Source organism: Maribacter confluentis (assembly GCF_030505015.1).
Lineage (GTDB): Bacteria > Bacteroidota > Bacteroidia > Flavobacteriales > Flavobacteriaceae > Maribacter > Maribacter sedimenticola.
Window position 1 is genome coordinate 3,254,713 of the sequence record NZ_JAUKUC010000001.1, and the last position, 22,503, is coordinate 3,277,215.

General features: G+C 37.3%; 20 protein-coding genes and 2 tRNA genes. 12 read left to right on the forward strand and 10 right to left on the reverse strand.

What is annotated here, in order from left to right; translation table 11 throughout:
* Entirely contained in the window at window positions 1–924 is a 924-nt protein-coding gene (locus Q2T41_RS14095; protein ID WP_304436587.1) for an AraC family transcriptional regulator, read from the forward strand.
* On the opposite strand, the gene cysS is transcribed toward Q2T41_RS14095, so the two are convergent.
* A complete protein-coding gene (gene cysS / locus Q2T41_RS14100) occupies window positions 925–2,403 on the reverse strand; it encodes a cysteine--tRNA ligase (RefSeq protein ID WP_304436588.1) in 1,479 nt (492 codons plus the stop codon).
* 424 nt (window positions 2,404–2,827) lie between these two features.
* On the opposite strand from cysS, the gene Q2T41_RS14105 reads away from it, so the two are divergent.
* Together Q2T41_RS14105 and Q2T41_RS14110 are read left to right on the forward strand one after the other, a co-directional pair.
* Complete coding sequence (locus Q2T41_RS14105) at window positions 2,828–4,585, forward strand: T9SS type B sorting domain-containing protein (protein ID WP_304436589.1); 1,758 nt, start codon at window positions 2,828–2,830, stop codon at window positions 4,583–4,585.
* A 124-nt stretch (window positions 4,586–4,709) separates the two neighbouring features.
* Complete coding sequence (locus Q2T41_RS14110) at window positions 4,710–6,155, forward strand: T9SS type B sorting domain-containing protein (RefSeq protein WP_089259581.1); 1,446 nt, start codon at window positions 4,710–4,712, stop codon at window positions 6,153–6,155.
* A gap of 59 nt (window positions 6,156–6,214) precedes the next feature.
* On the opposite strand, the gene Q2T41_RS14115 is transcribed toward Q2T41_RS14110, so the two are convergent.
* Both Q2T41_RS14115 and Q2T41_RS14120 read right to left on the reverse strand, forming a co-directional pair.
* Entirely contained in the window at window positions 6,215–7,720 is a 1,506-nt protein-coding gene (locus tag Q2T41_RS14115; RefSeq protein WP_304436590.1) for an OmpP1/FadL family transporter, read from the reverse strand.
* A 31-nt stretch (window positions 7,721–7,751) separates the two neighbouring features.
* Window positions 7,752–8,996, reverse strand: coding sequence for a hypothetical protein (locus Q2T41_RS14120; protein WP_304436591.1), 1,245 nt, complete (start codon window positions 8,994–8,996; stop codon window positions 7,752–7,754).
* A gap of 96 nt (window positions 8,997–9,092) precedes the next feature.
* Between Q2T41_RS14120 and proS the strand changes: the two genes are divergently transcribed.
* The 4 genes from proS to rpsT all read left to right on the forward strand — a co-directional run bounded on the left by proS (window position 9,093) and on the right by rpsT (window position 11,156).
* Window positions 9,093–10,568: a proline--tRNA ligase gene (gene proS / locus Q2T41_RS14125; protein WP_089259584.1), complete on the forward strand. Its 1,476-nt coding sequence runs from the start codon at window positions 9,093–9,095 to the stop codon at window positions 10,566–10,568.
* A gap of 78 nt (window positions 10,569–10,646) precedes the next feature.
* Window positions 10,647–10,718 (forward strand) — tRNA-Glu (locus tag Q2T41_RS14130).
* Window positions 10,719–10,777: 59 nt separating this feature from the next.
* Window positions 10,778–10,849, forward strand: a tRNA-Glu gene (locus Q2T41_RS14135).
* A 55-nt stretch (window positions 10,850–10,904) separates the two neighbouring features.
* Window positions 10,905–11,156, forward strand: coding sequence for a 30S ribosomal protein S20 (rpsT, locus tag Q2T41_RS14140; protein WP_089259585.1), 252 nt, complete (start codon window positions 10,905–10,907; stop codon window positions 11,154–11,156).
* A 109-nt stretch (window positions 11,157–11,265) separates the two neighbouring features.
* On the opposite strand, the gene Q2T41_RS14145 is transcribed toward rpsT, so the two are convergent.
* The 4 genes from Q2T41_RS14145 to rho all read right to left on the reverse strand — a co-directional run bounded on the left by Q2T41_RS14145 (window position 11,266) and on the right by rho (window position 15,180).
* Window positions 11,266–11,949, reverse strand: a complete 684-nt coding sequence (locus tag Q2T41_RS14145; protein WP_304436592.1) for a hypothetical protein — start codon at window positions 11,947–11,949, stop codon at window positions 11,266–11,268.
* 41 nt (window positions 11,950–11,990) lie between these two features.
* The gene (locus Q2T41_RS14150) at window positions 11,991–12,665 is read right to left on the reverse strand and encodes a hypothetical protein (protein ID WP_089259587.1); all 675 of its coding nucleotides are present in this window, start codon (window positions 12,663–12,665) and stop codon (window positions 11,991–11,993) included.
* A gap of 21 nt (window positions 12,666–12,686) precedes the next feature.
* Window positions 12,687–13,352 carry a hypothetical protein gene (locus tag Q2T41_RS14155; RefSeq protein ID WP_304436593.1) on the reverse strand — a complete coding sequence of 222 codons (666 nt, stop codon included), beginning with the start codon at window positions 13,350–13,352 and terminating at the stop codon, window positions 12,687–12,689.
* A gap of 187 nt (window positions 13,353–13,539) precedes the next feature.
* Complete coding sequence (gene rho, locus Q2T41_RS14160) at window positions 13,540–15,180, reverse strand: transcription termination factor Rho (protein WP_089259589.1); 1,641 nt, start codon at window positions 15,178–15,180, stop codon at window positions 13,540–13,542.
* 194 nt (window positions 15,181–15,374) lie between these two features.
* On the opposite strand from rho, the gene Q2T41_RS14165 reads away from it, so the two are divergent.
* Window positions 15,375–15,785 carry a DUF4293 domain-containing protein gene (locus tag Q2T41_RS14165; RefSeq protein ID WP_144804973.1) on the forward strand — a complete coding sequence of 137 codons (411 nt, stop codon included), beginning with the start codon at window positions 15,375–15,377 and terminating at the stop codon, window positions 15,783–15,785.
* Between the two features lie 113 nt (window positions 15,786–15,898).
* On the opposite strand, the gene Q2T41_RS14170 is transcribed toward Q2T41_RS14165, so the two are convergent.
* On the reverse strand, window positions 15,899–16,393 hold the full coding sequence (locus Q2T41_RS14170; RefSeq protein ID WP_089259776.1) for a metallophosphoesterase family protein: 495 nt from the start codon (window positions 16,391–16,393) through the stop codon (window positions 15,899–15,901).
* A 125-nt stretch (window positions 16,394–16,518) separates the two neighbouring features.
* Here Q2T41_RS14170 and truA point away from each other — a divergent pair, with 125 nt between their 5' ends.
* Window positions 16,519–17,268, forward strand: a complete 750-nt coding sequence (gene truA, locus Q2T41_RS14175) for a tRNA pseudouridine(38-40) synthase TruA (protein ID WP_304436594.1) — start codon at window positions 16,519–16,521, stop codon at window positions 17,266–17,268.
* The gene (locus Q2T41_RS14180) at window positions 17,261–19,027 is read left to right on the forward strand and encodes an ABC transporter ATP-binding protein (RefSeq protein ID WP_089259592.1); all 1,767 of its coding nucleotides are present in this window, start codon (window positions 17,261–17,263) and stop codon (window positions 19,025–19,027) included. Before truA ends, Q2T41_RS14180 begins: the two co-directional genes overlap by 8 nt.
* Before the next feature lie 36 nt (window positions 19,028–19,063).
* Here the strand turns inward: Q2T41_RS14180 and Q2T41_RS14185 are convergent, their stop codons facing one another.
* Together Q2T41_RS14185 and folP are read right to left on the reverse strand one after the other, a co-directional pair.
* Entirely contained in the window at window positions 19,064–19,849 is a 786-nt protein-coding gene (locus Q2T41_RS14185; RefSeq protein WP_089259777.1) for a diadenylate cyclase, read from the reverse strand.
* Window positions 19,850–19,903: 54 nt separating this feature from the next.
* A complete protein-coding gene (gene folP, locus Q2T41_RS14190) occupies window positions 19,904–20,728 on the reverse strand; it encodes a dihydropteroate synthase (protein ID WP_304436595.1) in 825 nt (274 codons plus the stop codon).
* A gap of 102 nt (window positions 20,729–20,830) precedes the next feature.
* Between folP and Q2T41_RS14195 the strand changes: the two genes are divergently transcribed.
* Entirely contained in the window at window positions 20,831–21,373 is a 543-nt protein-coding gene (locus Q2T41_RS14195) for a DUF1599 domain-containing protein (RefSeq protein ID WP_304436596.1), read from the forward strand.
* Between the two features lie 10 nt (window positions 21,374–21,383).
* Complete coding sequence (locus Q2T41_RS14200) at window positions 21,384–22,481, forward strand: BT_3928 family protein (RefSeq protein ID WP_304436597.1); 1,098 nt, start codon at window positions 21,384–21,386, stop codon at window positions 22,479–22,481.
* The last annotated feature ends 22 nt before the right edge of the window (window positions 22,482–22,503 follow it).

Here is a 22,503-nt window from a genome sequence, read left to right on the forward strand (position 1 = left end):
ATGATACAGTTATCTGATGAATTTTTAAAACAAAGACGTCTAGAGACCTTGGTCGAAAACCAAACCTCTTTTACAATGAACAATGCTGCCATGCATGTTTTTGAAACCCATGAACAAGCAAGTAGTGTGCTATTGCAATTTGAACAGCCGGTTCTGGCCAGTATGATACAGGGTAAAAAAATAATGCACCTACGCGATTACGAAGGTTTTGATTTTTTACCAGGAGAATCCTTGGTCCTACCGGCCAATGAACGTATGTGTATAGATTTCCCTGAGGCTATGTCCAAAAATCCTACGCGTTGTCTTGCCATGGCAATTTCTGAGGGTAAAATCAATAAGGTATTGCAATTCATGAACGAGAACATGCCCAAGGATAACAAGGAGGAGTGGGGCCTTATGGATTACAATTTTCATTTTGTGAACGATCGCGGAATCTTTCAGATCATTCAACGGTTGCTGTTTCTTTTTTCCGAAGATCACCCTTCCAAGGATTATTTTGTGGATAATATGCTTCGTGAACTGATTATTAGAATTTTACAGACCAATGAACGCAAAATTTATAGCAATGCAACATTGTCGCTAAAAAAGGAAAGCCGGCTAACGGAGGTCATACGTTATATCAGAAACAATGTGCATAAACCCCTCTCTATAGATGAACTCAGTAAAATGGCCTGTATGAGCCCTTCTCATTTTTATCGTTTGTTTAAAACGGAGCTGGGTGTGTCCCCTGTGGAATTTATTAATAACGAACGGATAAAATTGGCCGTAGGTTTATTACAGGATCCCAACAGAAGCATTAAAGGAGTTTATTTGGATTGTGGATTTGAAAGCAGATCTTATTTTAATAGGGTATTTAAAAATAGACAACATATTGCTCCCAAGGAATACCAAGATAAAATTCAAAAAGCCAAATTTTTGGATTAGTTATAAACTGTACGTAGTACCGTCTTTTCCATCCTTAAGCTGTATGCCCAAAGCGGACAATTGGTCACGAATTTTATCAGAAGTTGCAAAATCCTTGTTCTCACGCGCTTCTTTACGTAATTGTATGAGTAATTCTACGACTCCGCCCAGTTTTTCGGAATCCGCATCTGAACTACTTTTATTTTCCAATCCTAAAACATCAAATGTAAATGCATATAAGGTTTGTTCCAATTCTTCCTTGTCTTCTTTTGTAATGGTTTCATTACCTTCTTTAATCAAATTAATATGTTTTACGGCATCGAACAATTTGGCAATTAATATAGGCGTATTAAAATCATCGTTCATGGCTGCATAACAGGAAGATTTCCATTCGGCCACATTAAAATTACTGCTGCTTGCTACTGGAAGGAATTTTAAGGAATTGATGGCCTCCATTAATTTATTGAACCCTTTTTCAGAAGCTAAAAGTGCATCATTACTAATGTCCAAAATACTTGTATAATGAGCTTGCATCATAAAAAAGCGTACCATAGAAGGGGAAAAAGCCTTACTTAGAATGTCATTTTCACCAGAAAATATTTCACCAGGAAGAATACTGTTTCCTGTAGATTTGGCCATTTTCCTACCATTTAGGGTAAGCATGTTGGTGTGTAGCCAATAATTTACTGGAGATTTACCATTACTTGCCTCTGCTTGGGCTATTTCACATTCATGGTGCGGAAATTTCAAATCCATTCCTCCGCCATGAATGTCAAAGGTCTCCCCCAAATATTTAGTGCTCATTGCCGTACATTCCAGATGCCATCCGGGGAAACCATCTCCCCAAGGTGATGGCCATCTCATTATATGTTGCGGTTCCGCTTTTTTCCATAGGGCAAAATCCTGCGGATTGCGTTTATCGTCCTGAGCGGTAAGGTCACGCGTATTGGCGATCATATCCTCCAACTTTCTACCGCTTAGCTTGCCATATTCATGATCAGTGTTAAACTTGGCGACATCAAAATAAACGGACCCATTCGTCTCATAGGCATATCCTTTGTTAAGGATATCCTTTATAATCTCTATTTGTTCTATGATATGGCCGGTAGCTGTAGGCTCAATACTAGGGGGTAAAAAATTAAACTTTTCCAAAATATTATGAAAATCCACCGTATAGCGCTGTACTACTTCCATAGGCTCAAGTTTCTCCAACCTGGCCTTTTTAGCAATTTTGTCTTCACCATCCTCAGCATCATCTACAAGGTGACCGGCATCAGTTATGTTGCGGACATACCGTACTTTATATCCAAGATGTTTAAAGTACCTAAAAATCATATCAAATGACATAAAGGTTCTGCAATTTCCCAAATGCACATTGCTGTAAACTGTAGGGCCGCATACATACATGCCTATATGTCCTTTATTGATCGGAGTGAAAATTTCTTTTTTTCCAGTAAGTGAATTGTGAACCTTAATTTCTTGATTTTCGTACAACTGCATGAAATTATGTGCGTTTAAAATGAGTGTTAAGAGTTTTTGTAAAATTTATCCATACCAGATTATCGCCGATAGTTTTGAACGCATTGCTGTTATTTGTAAAATATGCCATGGTAAAGCGATATGAATTAACGATATAGGACACCTTTTTGTACGTTCATATACTTTGTGACATTTATTACCAATAGGTTAAAACCCTGTTTTTTAATGTTGACAATTGATTTGGGCAACTTGACCATTCGTACTTTTTGTTCCCGCTCAATTCAAGCCGTAAAGATATACAATAAGTGTCACTTTATAACTAAATAGGGGGATTACACAACAATAATTGGTGACAAAGCAAGCTAGGGGTTACTTTTAAAAACCAAATCTATTTTGCCTTATGACCCAGCGTGGTTTAGCCATTCTTTTCCTCAGTTTATTTGGTATGTTAACTTGTTTCTCTCAAGTTGCTCCAGATTGTATCAATGCTATACCTATTTGTTACAATACTCCGATCAATGCCGGGACCAATGGTTATGGTATAGATGATTTCAATGGGGCCTCCGTTTCAGGTTGTTTTACACAAGCATCAGGGACAATAGAAACCAATTCCGCATGGTACCGCTTTAGAACAGGGGAATCTGGTCAATTAGGCTTTAATATTGGACATGACTCCAACGAAGATTGGGATTTTGCTTTGTATAATACTACAGATTGTAATGATTTAGGTGAGCCTGTAAGATGTAATTATTTCGATAATTCGGACAATAGAGATTTTATTGGAGTGGGGGTAGACCCCACAGGTGCGGATAATATACAATATGAAGATTGGTTAGAGGTTGAACCCGGACAGGATTATTATTTATTGATCAATAATTATAGCAATAATAATTCTGGATTTTCCATTCAATTTTCGGGAAGCATTTTTGTGGAATTTCCTAATAGTGCATTAGATTGTGATATCATTGATAATTTATTGGGGCCACCGATTATAGCGTGCGATAACGAGAACGTAGTACTTGATGCAACTACGGATAATGCATTGGGTTATGAGTGGTATATAGATTTGGGAACAGGTTATCAGCGTATACCAAATGAAAATGGGGCACAACTTTCCGTGGCGGTTTCTGCAATGTACAGAGTACTTGTAATAAGGCCTCTGGGCAATAATTTGATTAGCGAGACTCAAGTAGCTTACGCGCCTTCGCCCGTTACATATGAGGTTGCGGATAGTACGGCCTGTCTTGATGGTACGGCCATTGATTTAACATTAAAGGACGAGGAAGCGTTGGGGGACCAAAGTACTTTTGAATTTCGTGTTACTTACTATTCTTCTGTTGAGGATGCCATTGATGGTATTGATCCATTGCCTAAAAGCTATGTGCCTTCTGAATTAACGGAAACCATATATGTAAGAACCACATCTTTGGAAAACGGTAATTGTTTTGATGTTTCGGAATCTTTTGAAATTAATAGTGTGGCATTGCCGGAACTTGATTTTCCTACAAGAATATACGAATGCGGTGAGGCTCCTGTTGCTACAATTGGGGAAGAAACGCCAGATCCAAATTATACGTATGAATGGAGTACGGGTGAAACTTCATCTATGATAACTGTGGATCAGAGTGGGGTTTATACCTTATCCGTTACCAATGCGGCGAACGCATTACAATGTGTAACGGTTAAATCTATAGAGGTTGTTTTCTCCAAACCTCCAGTTATTACTGATATTAGTATTGAATATGAGGACGATTTGGCAAATACGGTAAGGGTATATGTAGAGACCGACGGAAATCTTGCCTATCAATTGGATGGTGAGGAACCACAGGAAAGTGCCACTTTTAATGACCTTTTTCCAGGAGAGCATACCATAACGGTAATTGATTTGAACGGATGCGGTAGCGATTCCAAAAAAATAGTGGTCCTGGGATTTCCAAAGTTCTTTACCCCTAATGCGGATGGAGTAAATGATACATGGCATGTAGCCGGACTGGATATTTTGGACAATCCTATTATCAGCATCTATGATCGATATGGAAAATTACTGCATCAACTGCATAAAAATTCAAATGGTTGGGACGGCTCTTTTAATGGTGTACTATTGCCTGAATCCGATTACTGGTTTAAATTATTCTACACAGATTCGCTTGGCCAAACTACCCATGCGGCTTATATCAACAACCATTTTACATTAAAGCGCTAACCCTCTAAATTTACTACTAAAGGTGTATTTTATCGATTAAAGGTCATATTATTCGATGTAGAATACTAAATAATGGCATGTGTAGTTATTATATACGTTACGTAGATTAATAGCCACACTATTTATGAGAACATTCATAGGTTCTATATTTTGTTTACTTTTTTTTGTAACACATGTAGCTGCCCAAAATTCTGCAGATTGTAGAACTGCCATTCCTGTGTGTGCAGATCAACCCATAATGGGTATAGCGGAAGGCACGGGAGATGTTGATGATTTTGACCCGGAAATTATACGTCAAACAGGTTGTTTGGAAAAAGGTAGTCTTACTTCTGCCAATATTGAACATAATACTTCTTGGTTTGTGTTTAGGGCAGGAACGGGAGGGCAAGTAGGCTTTGATATAGAAGCTTTGCCTACCAATGGAAGTGGTACCCCTACTGCAGAATGGGATTTTGCCGTATTTGGTCCGGATGTAGATTGTGGGGATATAAGCAGTGGTACTGCAGAACCTATTCGTTGTAATTATGAGGTCAATGATACACGTTTTACCGGTTTAGGGGTAAATCCTGAAAATGGCCAGGAGGGAGAACCTTCATTGACAGGTAGTCAAAATACATATGATGAGTATCTAGATGTACAGCCGGGAGAGATCTACTACATATTGATCAATAATTTTGCTGATAATTTTACCGGTGATCCGGAACCTTTTATGCTAACGTTTACCGGAAGCTCCGTTAATGCTAACCAAGATACCGCATTGGATTGTACGTTACGCGATGAATTTTTAGGATTGGACATTGTAGCATGCGAAGGGGATGATGACATTACCCTTAGCGCATTAAATTCCCCTGCTGGTGCAGCTATCCAAAATGTGGAATGGTCCGTAGATTATGAAGATGACGGTATAGTGGATGATGTTCTCATGGGTTCCGGTGAATTTCAGGCGGAGCTGGTGGTGGTGAGTCCAAATTCAGGGCGTTATTTCGCCACGGTATATGCAGACCCTTCCTCAGGCGGACCATCCTCATATAGTGATGACAGTGGTGTGCTTATAACGTTTTTTGGCACACCCATATTAGATAGGGTAGAAATCTTGGATACCAATTTATCCATAGAACCGGATCAAAACAATATAGAATTTATAGTTACTGGAAACGGGGATTATGAATTTGCTATAAATAATGGGGAATTTCAGGATGAGGCCATATTTTTGAACGTGCCACCAGGCCTTAACACCGTTATTATCAATGATAAAAATGGCTGTGGCATTACGGAACCTTTGGAATTTTTAATTGTAGGCTATCCTAAATTTTTCACTCCCAATGGGGATGGTGTCAATGATGATTGGAATATTAAAGGAATTGAAACCTTGACAAACCCGGTAGTATTTGTTTTTGACCGGTATGGAAAGTTGTTAAAGCAACTAGGTGCTGACGGGGGTTGGGACGGAACTTTTAATGGTAGGCCCATGCCTGCTACGGATTATTGGTTTAGGTTTGAATTTGGAGAAACAGATGATGGCCTTCTCGTCGCCAAAACCAGGAAAACCCATTTTACGTTAAAAAGATAAATAATAAAGGGTCGTCATAATTGACGACCCTTTATTATTTAATATACCCTTAAAGAAAATTAAAAATTAATGGTATAACTTAATGTTGCATTGGTGTTAATCCTGTCTATGTTTGCGGGGGTAGTTAATCCGGCATCGAAAAAGCGCTCGTCTACATCTTGCTGAGAACGACTTAAGGCAAAGTCCAATCTACTACCTCCAAAATTATAACCTACACCACCAGAAATTGCATTTAAATCACCTACGGTATTGCCATTGGTGTACGGACTTTGTTCAAATCTATATCCCGCACGTAAGCTAACCTGTTCTATACGATACTCACCACCTAACCTAAATGTGGAAACTGTACCCAATTCATTAGAAATTTGGTCGTTTACGGTCTGAAAACTTGGGTCATTGGCAGGACGAAGCTCAGTATTGGAAAAATCCTGAAAACCATAATCAAAACTCAATAATCCATTTTTAGCAAAAACCATGGCCAAACTACCGGTTAACTTGCTAGGGGTTTTAACGGTATATGTTTCAAACACATTAATTATATTGAAATTGATAAAATTGATATCAGAATCTGCTAGATCGGAATTTATTCGTTGCGAAAAATCTTCGTTTAAACGATACCAAGTAGGAGATTGATAACTTGCTCCCATTCGTAAGTAATCATTTAGTTTTGCTATGGCACCTAGGCTAAATGAAAAACCGTTTCCTTCGGTATTTAAATAATTGTCAAAAGTTGTATTTTGAATTTCCGAATTACCATCATAACCACTTTCTGTAAACTGATCATATTTAGTATATAGAATATTGTGAAAGTTCAAAGAAGCTCCCATGTAAATATTTTCTTTAAACTGAGACCCCATGTTCAACGTAAATTTACTGTTGTATCCTGTAGTTCTTCTAATAAAATCTTGATTAACTGAGCTATATGATGTATTACTAACGTAATCTGTATTGGCGTCATCGTCTACCAATGGGTCCAAAATACCTCCATAATAACCTAAAAAAGCTTGTTGGTCCCTAAATCCTTGTCTGGCACCTATATCGAGATAGGCCTCTTCCAAAAATTCACCATCCTGCAAAAGAATTGAGCCGAAAGGGGTGCCCTGTGCATAACTTAAAAAGTAATTATCAATACCTTGGGTCGTATTGCCTGATGCCCTAAATTCATTATCAAAATTATTGACCACATCATAATTAAAGGCCAATGAAAATTTTTGCCAGTCAGAATTTTGATCGGTACTTCTAAATACGAACGTTCCCCCAATTTGATTTAATTCCAAATTATTGGTTTTCGTACCAATAGTTGTACCAAAATAGTTGGTTTCATTATCGACATTATAGGAAGAACCTGAAATGGTAAACAAACTATTATTGAATACGGCGGAACCGGCAGGGTTAATATTCAATGCGGATAAATCGCCGCCAAGTGCTCCAAAGGCTCCACCCATAGCTTGAAATCTAGCTGTGCCCTGAAGATTTTCATTGCTATAGCGCAAGGCTTCAATAATATTTTGTGCATTACCAACTGCGCATAACAATATGGTTATGAAAGTGATATATCTTTTCATACAATCTTTTTAAATTTAAGGATACGTGTATTTAATTTCTTCTTCCGCCACTTCTGCTGGAAGATGAAGAACCTGAAGAACGAGAGCTACTACCACTTGAACTTCTCATGGATCCGGAACTTCTTGAACTGCTGCCACTTGAACTTCTCATTGTACCAGAACTTCTTGAACTGCTATTTCCTGAACTACGAAACGTACTATTGGTAGACCTGCCTGTAGAGTAACTGTTTCCGCTACTTCTGTAGGACGATGTTTTTGGGGTAGCTATTCTACTACTGGACCTAGTTGTGCCATTATAATATCTGCTACTTGTATTTGTATTTCTTGAGGAACTATACCTTGGTACGGCCCTTGTACTTCTACTGGTCCTATATGCCCTATTTTGGTCCACACCTACGGTTCTCCTAGTAGTGGTAGTTCCTGAATACGTTCTTGAACTACGTGTATTGGCAGAATTACGGGCGGTAGCGGTCCTTGAAGTTGTGGTCCTATATCTGGGGGAATCCCCTCTGGTATTCACGTTAGACCTACCTCTTAAGGCAGTTGCGCTATTAGTATTGTTCGATCTAGTATAATTACCCCTCCTTGTATTATTATAGGCATAACTTCTGTTTACAAATCTGTTATTGCGGTTATAATACCTATTTCCATATCCATATCCATAATTATAATAAGGATAGTTCCAGCCAAAACCAAAACCGGCATAGCCAAAACCAAAACCGCGATAACCGAAACCGCCATAATTCCAAGTATTCCAACGGTTCCATCCCCATGGACTATACCATCCATAGCCATAATAAGGTCCATAACCGTAATTCCATCCCCAAAGTGGACTTGCCCAACCAAAGCCGGCCACACCCCAATTGTTCCATCCGTTATCATAAAAATTTATGCTAACACTAGTGGCGTTATCTCCCCAACCTCCATAACCTTGATAGTCATTTTCAGTTGAATAATAATCCGTTAATTGCCCATCTTCTATATTTAGGGTATCCGTATTGGATGAATAGGAATCAATATCTGTAAAAATCTCACTATCCAATATTTCATCGTATTGGGATGCTTTTTCCCCAAAATAAGCACTATAGGTGTTTTCTTCCTGATTTTGAGTCTGAGCTGGTCTTTTTTCTACCATTCTAGGAGCATTATCAGAATAAATGCCATCATTGTCATAATAAGAGGCCTGTTCATACGATCCGCATGAAGCTGCTACGATGGCCATGGTTAGCAGCATTGTTAAGTTGCGAATTTTGTTGTGGGGTATTGAATATATCATCGGATCAAAATTATATTGTTGAACATATTAAAAATAACTAGTTTTACCCAATTATTATATTATAATATTCACAAAATTTGTGCCAAACTCCAGATAATGAGTAAAAATTTGACTAAGAGAAGTGAGGATTATTCCAAATGGTATAACGAATTAGTAGTTAAGGCAGACCTTGCCGAAAACTCCGGCGTTAGGGGGTGTATGGTAATAAAACCATACGGTTATGGTATTTGGGAAAAAATGCAAGCAGGCTTGGATAAAATGTTTAAGGAGACAGGTCATGAAAATGCTTATTTTCCTTTGTTCATTCCTAAATCCTATTTTAGTAGGGAAGCTAGCCATGTGGAAGGTTTTGCTAAAGAATGTGCGGTAGTTACCCATTATAGGCTTAAAAATGCGGATGATGGAAGTGGTGTTGTCGTAGATCCTGAAGCAAAATTAGAGGAGGAGTTGATCGTAAGACCAACATCTGAAACCATTATTTGGGATACTTATAGAAAATGGATTCAAAGCTATAGGGATTTGCCGTTGTTAATAAATCAGTGGGCAAATGTTGTGCGTTGGGAAATGCGAACCAGGTTGTTTCTTAGAACATCAGAGTTTTTATGGCAAGAGGGGCATACTGCACATGCTACGGAGCAAGAGGCTATTGCCGAAGCCGAACAGATGATGAACGTATATGCGGATTTTGCCGAGAACCATATGGCCGTTCCCGTTATTAAGGGGACGAAGACAGAAAGTGAACGTTTTGCAGGAGCCTTGGAAACATATTGCATAGAGGCTTTAATGCAAGACGGCAAGGCTTTACAGGCGGGAACATCACATTTTTTAGGTCAAAATTTTGCAAAGGCCTTTGACGTTAAGTTTGCGACCAAAGAAGGTGGTAAAGAATATGTTTGGGCTACCTCTTGGGGGGTGTCCACTAGATTAATGGGGGCTTTGATCATGACGCATAGCGATGATAACGGCTTGGTAATTCCTCCAAAATTGGCCCCGATACAAGTTGTGATCGTTCCAATTTATAAAGGTCTTGACCAACTTGACCTAATTTCCGAAAAAGTTATGCCTTTGGTTAAGGAGTTGAGGGCAAAAGGAATTTCGGTTAAATTTGATAATAGGGATACCCATAAACCTGGGTTTAAATTCAACGAATATGAATTAAGAGGTGTACCGGTAAGATTAGCGGTAGGACCAAGAGATCTTGAAAATGGTACATTTGAGGTGGCACGTAGAGATACCTTGGAGAAAGAAACGGTAATGGCGGTAGATGTTGTGGATAAAATAGTGTTCTTGCTTGATGATATACAGAAAAACCTTTATCAAAAAGCACTGGATTTTCGCACTGGGCACATTACAAAAGTTGATTCTTACGATGAGTTTAAAAAAGTTTTAAAAGAAAAAGGTGGTTTCATTTCTGCCCATTGGGACGGTACCAAGGAAACCGAGGAACGTGTCAAAAATGAAACAAAAGCCACTATTAGGTGTATTCCAATTGATGCCGTTGCTGAGGATGGGGTATGTATGGTAAGCGGCAAACCATCTAATAAAAGGGTGTTATTTGCTAAAGCATATTAATTTTTTTAAAAAATAATATTCAGGTGTTGTGATAGTAAAAAATATTTGTATTTTTGCATCCGCAATTGCACAAAGTATGGTCCGTTCGTCTAGGGGTTAGGACGCCAGGTTTTCATCCTGGTAACAGGGGTTCGATTCCCCTACGGACTACTAAGCATTTTTGGATTTAGTTCTTTAATTGCTATTTTTAAGTTCAAGTTTAAGATTATGGTCCGTTCGTCTAGGGGTTAGGACGCCAGGTTTTCATCCTGGTAACAGGGGTTCGATTCCCCTACGGACTACTAAAAAAACATTTTCAGGATTTTAATAAATCCTATAAACAAATTAAGAGATAAAATGGCAAATCACAAGTCAGCGTTAAAGAGAATCAGAAGAAACGAAGCAGTACGTTTACGTAACAAATATCAGCACAAGACAATGCGTAACGCATTGAGAAAATTACGTGCAGAGGAGGATAAAAAGGCTGCTGAAACCTTGTTTCCTACTGTTGTTGGTATGATCGATCGTTTGGCTAAGCGTAATATTATCCATGATAATAAGGCGGCCAACTTAAAAAGTAAACTAGCTAAGCATGTAGCTGCTTTATAATACCGTATTTTAATAGTATAAAAAGCCTTCCTTTTTTAGGAAGGCTTTTTTTATTTACAACCATTATAATAATGTGCGGTTAGCGTTGGTAACCTATATAAAGTTAATTCTACCAACCGTACCTGGGTGTGACTCTTTTCATGGATATAAAACCTATGATGAAGCAAGTATACATTGCCGCAATAGAAGCGTAATGCAAATTGGTTAGACCAAGTTGAATATATATGTCATATTTAAACGAAAGTAGATACATGGTTATAGGATAGCAGCTGTAGAAGATTAGTAATCCTGTACTTACCCAAAAGAGTAGTGTAGTATAACGTTGTGTTCTTGGAATCTTGGAATTTAATTCCATCAAATAAGTTAGTGCCCCAAATATAAGTAGTAACGACCCAATAATAATTGCCAAAGCTTGTGGTTCTGTATAAAAATCTTGTATCCATAAATTAATAATACAGGCAAGTAAAAATGCCATACCTCCATATTTGATTATTTTTTTATGTACAGTATTTGTGGATAGTTTGTAGTAGATGTACAGAAAATAAAGATAGAAGATGATATCAAATATGTTGAAAATTGGCGTATTGTAGTTATAGTATTCTTTTTTGTATATAATTTGAATATCATCAATATCACGAATGATCATACCAAATAATTCTGTTAACAAAGTGTAGGTGAAAAGTATAGGTAAATACTTTAGTATGGAATTGTAATAGTGTTTATATGTGCCAATGGACAATACTAAGGCCAGTGCATAAAAAAGGATAAAGTAATTATTTATAAGGTATTCCAATATCTTTTAGCGCTAGGGTAACTATGATTATTTATTAATGATTATCTAAATGCCAATTTTCTGCTTTTTAAAAAACCGAAAATGAATAAAGTGTACATTATAACTATTAATACATTTAGTAAGGAGCGCAAATCATATTTAACCCAAATCTCATATTGAGTGTAGCCTATGACGTATATAACTGGAAAAATGGAATAAAATATGAATAGGGCCAAGCTAACCCAGAACATAAGGTTATGTGCTTGGTAAATATCTTCATCCAATTCCTTTTTGTCCTTAAAATATAAGACTATGCAAATGACCAATAACCATGAACTAATGGCCAATGCATAATATAAATTGGTCTCTAGCGGATTTTGAAAAAAGGTGCTGACAATGTATGCAATCAAAAAAATAAAGAAGAATGAAAATATATACTTTTTATAACGCTTGTTATGTATGAGCTGCCAATAGACTCGATAAAAAAATGCAAAGAAAATTAAGGCGTATATATTATAAATTACATCGTTGAAATTACTGTATTGCACATTTTGAAAGAAGGAAATTTCATCATAGGTACGTACCAAATAGCCTAATACTTCATTAAAGAAAGTATAGGCAATAATAATTGGAAAGTATTTTAAAACAGTATCGTAATATTTTCTATATGAAGCTAGCGACACAAATAATGTTATCGCATATACCAGCATATAATAATTATCCTTAATGAAAGACATATGTGATATGCATAAGCTAAATTAGAAATCTGTTTTTGGCGGCGGACCACCTTGGCCAAAATTTAAAGCTAAACTTTTACTGTCCTGTAAATTTGAGTTTAAGGTAAAGGTGGGCATTATACCTGCATGGGCTTTTTGTGTTTGGCCTATATGTACACCAATTCCGTCTGTGCTAGAATCTTTCCAATCCTTTATCAATTCTGCCTTGCCGTTACTTCCAATAAAAAATCCATAATTAATCCCGCCCTTATCCAAGGTTGGAACCATAAAAATTGAGTTCTGTCTTTTGTGGATTACTTTTTTGCCATTAGGAAATTTATCGGAGTTGGGGTAGTTGGCAAAATATAATCTTAATTTAGTTACTTTATTAACTCCCGCATCTTTCGCTTCTTGATCTATGTATGCTATGTATTGCTTAATAGTCTCATAATCGAAATCCACAAATCTTCCGGCTGTAAAGTCTTCATCTTGTTCTCTTTGTTGCTCGTATGGTTCAATAAGTGTTACTCTGTGTTTTGTATAATTGTCATAAATGACATTTGCCTCATCCAAAGAAATGATATTGGCGGGAGCCTCTACTACTGGAGGAACTGGTTTTTCTTTTTTTGGTTCTTGGTTGCAACTTACTATACTTAATATTAATAATGAACATAACATTAGTGTAGCAATGGAATTTGGTCTTTTCATTTTCCGGGAATTAAGGTTATTAATGAGAAAATTGTTAAAAGACTGGGGGAGGGTTCTTTTATTATTATGTTAAAGATATAAAAAAATAGTAGTGATAACGATTTGCCAGGGGTCAAGTATGTGTTATTTAAAGAATAAAAAAAGCCCGATTTCATTTGAAATCGGGCTTTTTGTTAATTTTTATCAATTACTGATTCATGGTCATAAGGAACTCTTCATTGTTCTTGGTTTGTTTAAAACGCTGTTCAATAAACTCCATTGCCTCTACCGGATTCATATCTGCAAGGTATTTACGCATTATCCACATACGTTGCAAAGTATTTTCATCCAGTAACATATCATCTCTTCGTGTACTTGATGAGGTAAGGTCAATAGCAGGGAAGATTCTTCTATTGGCAATTTTACGATCCAATTGAAGTTCCATGTTGCCGGTACCTTTAAACTCCTCAAAGATTACCTCGTCCATTTTTGAACCGGTCTCTGTTAATGCCGTAGCAATGATCGAAAGTGATCCGCCTCCCTCAATATTACGTGCTGCACCAAAGAATCGTTTAGGTTTGTGCAACGCATTGGCATCCACACCACCACTTAATACCTTACCTGACGCTGGCTGCACCGTGTTATAAGCTCTGGCCAAACGTGTTATGGAATCAAGAAGGATAACTACATCATGACCGCACTCTACCAATCGCTTGGCTTTTTCCAATACAATATTGGCAACGCGTACATGTTCTGTAGGTTCCTTGTCAAACGTAGAGGCGACTACTTCCCCACGAACATTACGTTGCATGTCCGTAACCTCTTCAGGACGTTCATCGATCAATAATATTATCTGGTAAACTTCTGGGTGATTGGCGGCGATACCATTGGCTATATCCTTTAATAGCATGGTCTTACCAGATTTTGGTTGCGACACGATCATACCTCTCTGCCCTTTTCCAATTGGAGAGAACAAATCTATAATCCTTGTGGATATGGTACTTTGGCGCTCTGCTAAATTAAATTTCTCTTGTGGAAATAAAGGGGTCAAATGCTCAAAGGACACACGGTCACGAACTATTTGGGGATCAATACCATTGATTTTGTTGACCTTTATCAATGGAAAATATTTTTCACCTTCTTTTGGAGGCCTTACATTGCCCAATACCGTATCCCCTGTTTTTAATCCAAAAAGTCTTATCTGTGACTGGGAAACATAAATATCATCGGGTGAAGAAAGGTAATTGTAATCAGAGGAACGTAAAAATCCGTAGCCGTCCTGCATAATATCCAAAACACCTTCACTAGCTATTATAGAATCAAATTCGTATTCTGGCTCTTTATATCTATTCTTAAGGTCTTTGTCAAAATTGCTTTTGTCGTGTTGAACCCTAGGATTTGGTTTTTTGTTCTGGTTGTTTTGAGAAGAATTTTTCTGATAATCCTTTTTGTTATTGCTTGAATTGGAAGCTTTAGGTCGTGGTCTGGGCCTAGGCTTTGGAGTTTCCGTACTTTCCTTGGAACTCTTTTCCGCAATATCCTCGCTCTTGGTGGATTCTTCTCTTGTGTTGGTATTAGATTCTTTGGTTGCATCTTTTGAAACACGTGGTCTTGGCCTTGGTTTTGGCTTGGACTTAGGTTTTTCTTCAGATGATGGGCTGTCTTCTTTTGTTTCTGTCTTAGCGGGAGCTATTGCCGCGGCGACTTTGGGGTTGGCAGCTTGTAAGTCCAGAATCTGGTAGACTAAATCTAATTTTTTTAAAGTTTTGAATTTTGGAACTTTAAGTCCTTTAGCTATTTCCTGAAGCTCAGGTAGCTTTTTTGATTTTAAATCTGAAATCTCAAACATTAAATAGTCGAATAAATTATAAGTAATTTGTATTGTAAGAAGTATATTATATTAAGGGTAATCTCAAGGAATGTTTTCCTTCTTGGTAGGCGTTATAACATGATAACGAAGCAATATTACAAATTATTTTGAATAAAAGAGTCATAAATTTTGAAAAGACCTGTATTTTTGCACTGTAATGTGGTAATAAATTTATGATTCAGAGAATACAGAGTGTTTTTTTATTAATTGTCGCCATTCTTACAGGTGTATTGCCTTTTTTTCTAAATCTTTGGGTAGATATAGATGGCACAGAGGTTTTCGCCAATAATGATATGATTATTTCCATAGCTTTCTATGCCGGTGCCGTTTTGGCGATATGGTCTTTAGTAAGTTTTAAAAATAGAAAAAATCAGTTTGTTATTAACAGGCTGAACATGATATTGAACGTTATTTTATTAGGATTTTTTGTTTACCGATCACTAAACTTATCCGGAGAAGCTTCGGTTTCTGAGAAGGGTATTGGGATGCTGATTCCAGTATTTTCTATCGTTTTTTTAGCTCTTGCAAATAGGGCCATAAAGAAGGATGAAGATCTTGTAAAATCTGTTGATCGTTTGCGTTAAACCTAACATCTTAGTAGTATTAGTGCGTAAAACCCGGGGTAGTTTCCGGGTTTTTTATTTTATTGAACTAATCATTGGTCACAAAACATTTTGTTGATTTTGTGCATTTAAGATTAGCGTTTGCCTAATTCTATAATTTCTAAATCCTTAATTTCTTCCTTGTCTATAATAAAACGTAGCATGGTACGTACCTGATGAAATCCGTGTTTGCCACATGCGCCAGGATTCATATGTAATGTACCTAATTTTTTATCCCACATGACCTTGAGTATATGAGAATGGCCGCTTATAAATAGTTTTGGCGGATTTTCTTTTATAATATCACGGGTCCTCATATTGTATTTAGGCGGGTAACCTCCAATATGGGTAATCCATACATCAACATTCTCACAAAAAAACCTATTGTTCTCAGGAAATTCTTTTTGGATGATATGATCATCAATATTTCCGTGAACTGCCCTTAAAGGCTTTATATTTCTAATGGCGTCCGTAACCTTTAGTGACCCAATATCGCCTGCATGCCAAACCTCGTCCGCCCATTGAGCATGTTTAAGAATGGCTTGGTCCATATAGGAATGGGTGTCCGAAAGCAATAAAATTTTGGTCATTACAATTATTATTGAGAGGTTCATGGTATTTTATACACACGGCCAAATATAAAGGAGTTGTTCAAGGGTGTTATAAAACGTATCCTTTTTAATACCTTTGCGAAATACAAAATTACCACATCCTTTTGAGATTTTTCATTCAATTTTCATACTTTGGAAAAGCATATCACGGCTGGCAAAATCAACCCAATGCCATAACGGTGCAAGAAGTTCTTGAAAAGTCCATGGCAACCATATTAAATCAGCCAATTGCTCTTACGGGAGCGGGTAGGACAGATGCCGGTGTCCATGCCAAGGAAATGTATGCCCATTTTGATATTGAAGAATTAAAGCACATACCTGATTTTATTTTTAGATTAAATTCTCTGCTACCGGAAGATATTGCCGTAAAACAAATATTACGAGTTAATGATGATGCCCATGCGCGGTTCAACGCCCGGTCCAGAACCTACGAATATCAAATCACAAAAACTAAGAATCCATTTTTCAGCGATACGGCCCATTTTGTAAGAAAGGATTTAGATGTAAGTAAAATGAACAAGGCAGCCTCGTTATTGATCGGTAAAAAGGATTTTGAATGCTTTTCTAAATCCAATACTGATGTATTTACGAATATTTGCGACCTTACACTCGCCAATTGGAAGCAGGATCAAGACCATCTTATCTTTACCATAACGGCAGACCGATTTTTACGTAATATGGTACGCGCAATTGTAGGAACATTGATCAATGTGGGTGTTGGTAAATATGATCCGGACTATGTTAATACCATATTAAAAAGTAAGGATAGGTCCATGGCCGGGGTTTCTGTACCCGCAAAAGGATTATATTTGACCTCTATTGTATACCCCAATACTATTTTAAAGAATGGATAAGGATTCTGGCAAAGCATTTGACACTCGTCTTTTTAAACGCTTAATGGCCTATACCCAACCGTACAAGATTACGTTTTATGGGGTTGCCCTTGCGGCCATTTTATTATCTGGATTTGCGGTGCTTACCCCTTTGATCGTCAAGAAAATTATTGATGATGCCATTAAACAGGGCAACGAGCAAATGTTACTCTATTTAATCATTGCCATGTTGGCAGTATTGATAGGACAGGTCATTAGTCAGTTAGCCTTTAATTATTATGCCAATTGGTTGGGGGAATCTGTTATTAAAGATGTGCGTATAGACCTTTTTAAAAAAATGCTTGGTTTTAAAATGAAGTATTTTGACAATTCTTCATTGGGCGTTTTGGTGACCAGGGCGGTGGCAGATATGCAACGTATTGGCGAAATTTTCAGTCAAGGTTTTTTTGTTATTGTGGCCGATCTATTAAAAATGGCGGTGGCGGCGGTGGTAATGATTATCATTAATTGGAAACTGTCTCTCATTGTATTTTCATTACTGCCCATTATTCTATATGCAACCAGATTGTTCCAAAAAGCAATGAAGGTTGCCTTTACCGAAGTTAGGGCAGAAGTATCCAACTTGAACTCTTTTGTTCAGGAACGTATAACGGGCATGAAGATAGTGCAGTTGTTTACTAGGGAAAAAATAGAAAGTGATAAGTTTAGGCAAATCAATGAAAAACATAAAAAGGCGTGGTTAAAGACGGTATGGTACAATTCTATTTTCTTTCCCATTGCTGAAATTGTCTCTTCCATTACCGTTGGCTTGATCGTTTGGTATGGCGGTTTGCAAAATGTGGCGAATATATCTACGGATATTGCAGGTACGGTATTTGCATTTATTATGCTCATAGATTTATTGTTTAGGCCATTACGACAAATAGCGGATAAATTTAACACCTTACAAATGGGTATGGTGGCCGCAAATAGGGTGTTTAAAATTTTGGATACGGATAGCCATATACAGGATTTGGGTACAATTGAAAGGGAACAGGTAAAAGGTGACATTAAATTTGATAACGTTAGTTTTGGGTATTTGGAGGATGAAGAAGTACTGCACGGAATTTCATTTGAGGTAAAGGCCGGGGAAACCATTGCCATTGTAGGGGCTACTGGAGCCGGTAAGAGTACGATCATCAATTTATTGAACCGTTTTTATGAAATTAATTCCGGTACCATTGCTATTGATGGTATTGATATTAAGGATTACAACCTTGCATCATTACGTTCCCACATTGCAATTGTATTGCAAGATGTCTTTTTGTTTGCGGATACCATTGCCAATAATATTTCCTTGAAAAACCCTGCCATAAGTGTGTCGGATATTGAAATGGCCGCCAAAGCTATTGGTGTAGATGAGTTTATTTCCAGTTTACCGGGCGGATATCAATATAATGTAAAAGAAAGGGGAACAATGCTTTCAAGTGGACAGCGTCAGTTGATCGCTTTTTTACGTGCTTATGTAAGTAATCCCAGTATCTTGATTTTGGATGAAGCCACATCTTCCGTAGATACCTACAGCGAGCAGTTGATTCAATTGGCTACCGATAAAATTACAGAAGGTAGAACTTCCATTGTAATAGCACACCGTTTGGCCACCATTAAAAAAGCGGACAAGATCATTGTTATGGATGCAGGTAATATCGTAGAAACGGGAACCCATAAGGAACTCCTTAAAAAGAAGGGGTATTACAGTAATCTATATGAAGCACAATTTTTAGCGGAGGAAGTGGCGTAGAATTATAGGATATTAATTATAGAACAGGCTAGTTCCTTAAATTAAATCCTGTTTAAGCATGGTACCCAACTGGGTGATGGAATCATAGGTTACAAATTCACCATTTTTTATATAGGAAATCAATCCGGTCTCCTCACTGACTACCAAGCACAGGGCATCGGTTTTTTCACTAATACCCACGGCGGCCCTATGTCGTAATCCAAAGCGTAGGGGAATATTGCGTTCATTGGAAACAGGTAATATAACTCTAGTGGCCACAACAAAATTACCGGAAATTACAGCAGCACCATCATGTAACGTACTGTTCTTGTAAAAAATACTTTCCAAAATGGGCTGATTGATTTCTATATTCATACGATCTCCCGTAGATTTTATAAATTCAAGGGAATTGCTACGTTCAATAACTATTATTGCGCCGGTTTTGGAACTTGCCATTTTTTCGCAAGCTTTAAGTATGGAGTCTACATCGGTATCGGTAGATATACCTTCTTGTTTTAGAAACTTAAAATGTTTTACAAAATTTCTTTTATTGGCAAAATTGGTGGAACCGATCATCAATAAAAATTTTCTTATTTCTTGTTGAAATACTATGATCAAGGCAATTAACCCTACCTGCATGAAGGCGCCAACCATACTGCTGATCATCTGCATATCCAATAATTCCGTCAGTTTCCAGAAAGCCCAGACAATTACAATTCCTATAAAAATGTTGATGGCCACGGAGCCTCTAACCAGCTTGTAGATATAATAGAGTAGCACGGCAACAAAAATGATGTCCAGGACATCGGTAATCTTAAAGTCAATAAAATTTAAAAAATCCAATCCGTACCGTTTTAGTAAAATTAAGAAAATAGATTGCAAGAATTTAATATAAACTTAGGCATTTAATTGTTCATATAACTTTATACATTCCCAAGCTTCCCTAACATCATGTACCCGTAAGATATTGGCACCCTTTTGCAGACATACCATATGTAGTGCAGTAGTACCGTTCAATGCATTATCTGGCTGGGTCTGTAATGTTTTGTAGATCATTGATTTTCTGCTTATACCTGCTAAAATGGGTCTGTCCGTCATCTGTAATAGTTCCATTTGCTTTAAAAGATCAAAATTTTGTAACCTATTTTTGGCGAAACCAAAACCTGGATCAATGATGACATCTTTAATACCTAATGATTTTGCTACACCTAGACGTTCGGAAAAGAAAACAAGCATCTCTTTTAACAGGTCCCTATAGTCTGTCTGTTGTTGCATATTTTGAGGAGTTCCCCGCATATGCATCATAATGTAGGGTATATTTAAGCGAGCCACCGTTTTTAGCATATTGTTATCCTGCATTCCTGCGGAGATATCATTGATCATAGCCGCACCATGGTCAATACAAGTTTTTGCTATAGTACTTCTAAACGTATCTACGGATATCAAGGTATCTGGAAATTTATGTAAGATCAAATCTATGATCGGGACTATGCGTTGCATTTCTGTTACTTCATCTACTTCTGCGGCTCCAGGTCTTGTGCTATAGGCGCCAACATCTATAAAGGTTGCTCCGTCGGTGAGCATTTTTTCAACTTGGTTTAAAATACTATGCTGATCTTGGTATTTTCCGCCATCAAAAAAAGAATCTGGGGTTACGTTCAATATACCCATTATCCTAGGTTGTTCCAGCGAAATTATATTACCCTTGCAATTTATCGTCATATCAATATTTAATAGGAATTTGTGGCATTTTCCAAGTTTAAACCATCAATCTTGATGGTTACAAATATTTAAGCGAAATTTACACAAATTAGATAGAAATACATGCTAGACACGGCAAAGGAATACGATGAGGTAATTCAGGTTTGTATGAATCTGTACCAGAAAAAGATGTCAGATTATGGTAGTGCATGGCGAATTTTAAGATTGCCGTCCTTAACTGATCAAATCTTCATAAAAGCACAACGTATACGAAGCCTTCAAGAAAATGACGTCCGTAAGGTAGATGAAGGTGAGCGATCAGAATTTATCGGGATTATCAATTATGCGGTAATGGCACTCATTCAGTTAGAGCTAGGGGTTGCGGACCAGCCAGATTTGGATACGGAAAAAGCGGTTGCTTTATATTCTAAACATATTCAGATTACTAAGGAACTCATGTTGAACAAAAATCATGATTACGGAGAGGCTTGGAGAGACATGCGGGTGAGTTCATTAACGGACCTCATTCTGCAAAAACTGTTACGCGTAAAACAGATTGAGGACAATAAGGGAGAAACCCTGGTAAGTGAGGGCATTGATGCCAACTATCAGGATATGATCAACTATGCAGTATTTGCACTTATTCACTTAGGATTGGAAAAATAAAACAAGGACAATGAAATATTTGGTAGGAGTTGTACGCATATTTGTTGGTATTTTATTTATCATCAGTGGATTTATTAAATTGAACGATCCCGTTGGTTTTTCATTTAAATTGGAAGAATATTTTAGCCAAGGCGTTCTCGACCTGCCTTTTCTAATGCCTTTTGCACTGGCTATATCCATAGCCGTGGTCGTAATAGAGGTCATGGTGGGTGTAATGTTAATTCTTGGTTATAAACGCAAGTTTACGCTATGGACATTATTGGCCATGATCGTTTTCTTTACGTTCCTTACTTTTTATTCGGCCTATTTTAATAAGGTGACGGATTGTGGTTGCTTTGGCGATGCCATAAAACTGACGCCATGGGAGTCGTTTACAAAAGATGTGGTGTTACTGGTTTTAATACTGATCATTTATGCCGAAAGAAAATACATCACCCCATTGGTAAATACAAAAACTACATCAACGGTAATGGTTGCGGCCCTTATAGCTTGTGTAGGATATGTATATTATGTGTTGAATCATTTACCTGTAATTGACTTTAGGCCTTATGAAATTGGTAAGAACATAGAAGAAGGAATGTCCGTTCCGGAAGATGCCCCCAAGGCATTGTTTGAGTATAGATGGAAATTTAATGTTAACGGAAAGGAAGAAATTCATATTTCCAATGGAGACTACCCTACCGTTGATGGTGAGTTTATAAGTGTTGAAACAGAGGAAATTCAAGCAGGTTACGAACCTCCCGTACATGATTTTACAATTGAGCAAGATGGGGAGGATTTTGCGGGCACTTTACTTCAAGAACCTAAATTGGTTATGGTGATAGCCTATGATTTAAGAAAATCCAACCTAACGGTTTTTAACGATGTAAAAAAGGTTATGGACAAAGCTTTAAATTCCGGATATAAAGTTATAGGGATGTCTGCTTCGGGACCTGATCAAACCAATATTTTGGTTAAGGAATTTAATTTGGGCTTCGACTTTTATTTTACGGACGAGACTACTCTAAAAACAATTGTGAGGTCTAACCCGGGTGTATTGGTATTGGAGAAAGGCACCATTATGCAAAAGGTTCATTACAACGATTTGGAACAGTTAAAATTCAATTGACGATATAAAGCGAATTAATATA

Excerpts from the sequence above, each read along its gene's own strand:
- Q2T41_RS14150 (WP_089259587.1), bottom strand. The coding sequence starts at position 12,665 with ATGTCTTTCATTAAGGATAATTATTATATGCTGGTATATGCGATAACA.
- Q2T41_RS14105 (WP_304436589.1), top strand. The coding sequence starts at position 2,828 with ATGTTAACTTGTTTCTCTCAAGTTGCTCCAGATTGTATCAATGCTATA.
- proS (WP_089259584.1), top strand. The coding sequence starts at position 9,093 with ATGAGTAAAAATTTGACTAAGAGAAGTGAGGATTATTCCAAATGGTAT.
- Q2T41_RS14195 (WP_304436596.1), top strand. The coding sequence starts at position 20,831 with ATGCTAGACACGGCAAAGGAATACGATGAGGTAATTCAGGTTTGTATG.
- Q2T41_RS14095 (WP_304436587.1), top strand. The coding sequence starts at position 1 with ATGATACAGTTATCTGATGAATTTTTAAAACAAAGACGTCTAGAGACC.
- Q2T41_RS14155 (WP_304436593.1), bottom strand. The coding sequence starts at position 13,352 with ATGAAAAGACCAAATTCCATTGCTACACTAATGTTATGTTCATTATTA.
- rpsT (WP_089259585.1), top strand. The coding sequence starts at position 10,905 with ATGGCAAATCACAAGTCAGCGTTAAAGAGAATCAGAAGAAACGAAGCA.
- folP (WP_304436595.1), bottom strand. The coding sequence starts at position 20,728 with ATGACGATAAATTGCAAGGGTAATATAATTTCGCTGGAACAACCTAGG.
- Q2T41_RS14200 (WP_304436597.1), top strand. The coding sequence starts at position 21,384 with ATGAAATATTTGGTAGGAGTTGTACGCATATTTGTTGGTATTTTATTT.
- Q2T41_RS14170 (WP_089259776.1), bottom strand. The coding sequence starts at position 16,393 with ATGACCAAAATTTTATTGCTTTCGGACACCCATTCCTATATGGACCAA.
- Q2T41_RS14165 (WP_144804973.1), top strand. The coding sequence starts at position 15,375 with ATGATTCAGAGAATACAGAGTGTTTTTTTATTAATTGTCGCCATTCTT.
- Q2T41_RS14180 (WP_089259592.1), top strand. The coding sequence starts at position 17,261 with ATGGATAAGGATTCTGGCAAAGCATTTGACACTCGTCTTTTTAAACGC.
- rho (WP_089259589.1), bottom strand. The coding sequence starts at position 15,180 with ATGTTTGAGATTTCAGATTTAAAATCAAAAAAGCTACCTGAGCTTCAG.
- cysS (WP_304436588.1), bottom strand. The coding sequence starts at position 2,403 with ATGCAGTTGTACGAAAATCAAGAAATTAAGGTTCACAATTCACTTACT.
- Q2T41_RS14110 (WP_089259581.1), top strand. The coding sequence starts at position 4,710 with ATGAGAACATTCATAGGTTCTATATTTTGTTTACTTTTTTTTGTAACA.
- Q2T41_RS14115 (WP_304436590.1), bottom strand. The coding sequence starts at position 7,720 with ATGAAAAGATATATCACTTTCATAACCATATTGTTATGCGCAGTTGGT.
- Q2T41_RS14120 (WP_304436591.1), bottom strand. The coding sequence starts at position 8,996 with ATGATATATTCAATACCCCACAACAAAATTCGCAACTTAACAATGCTG.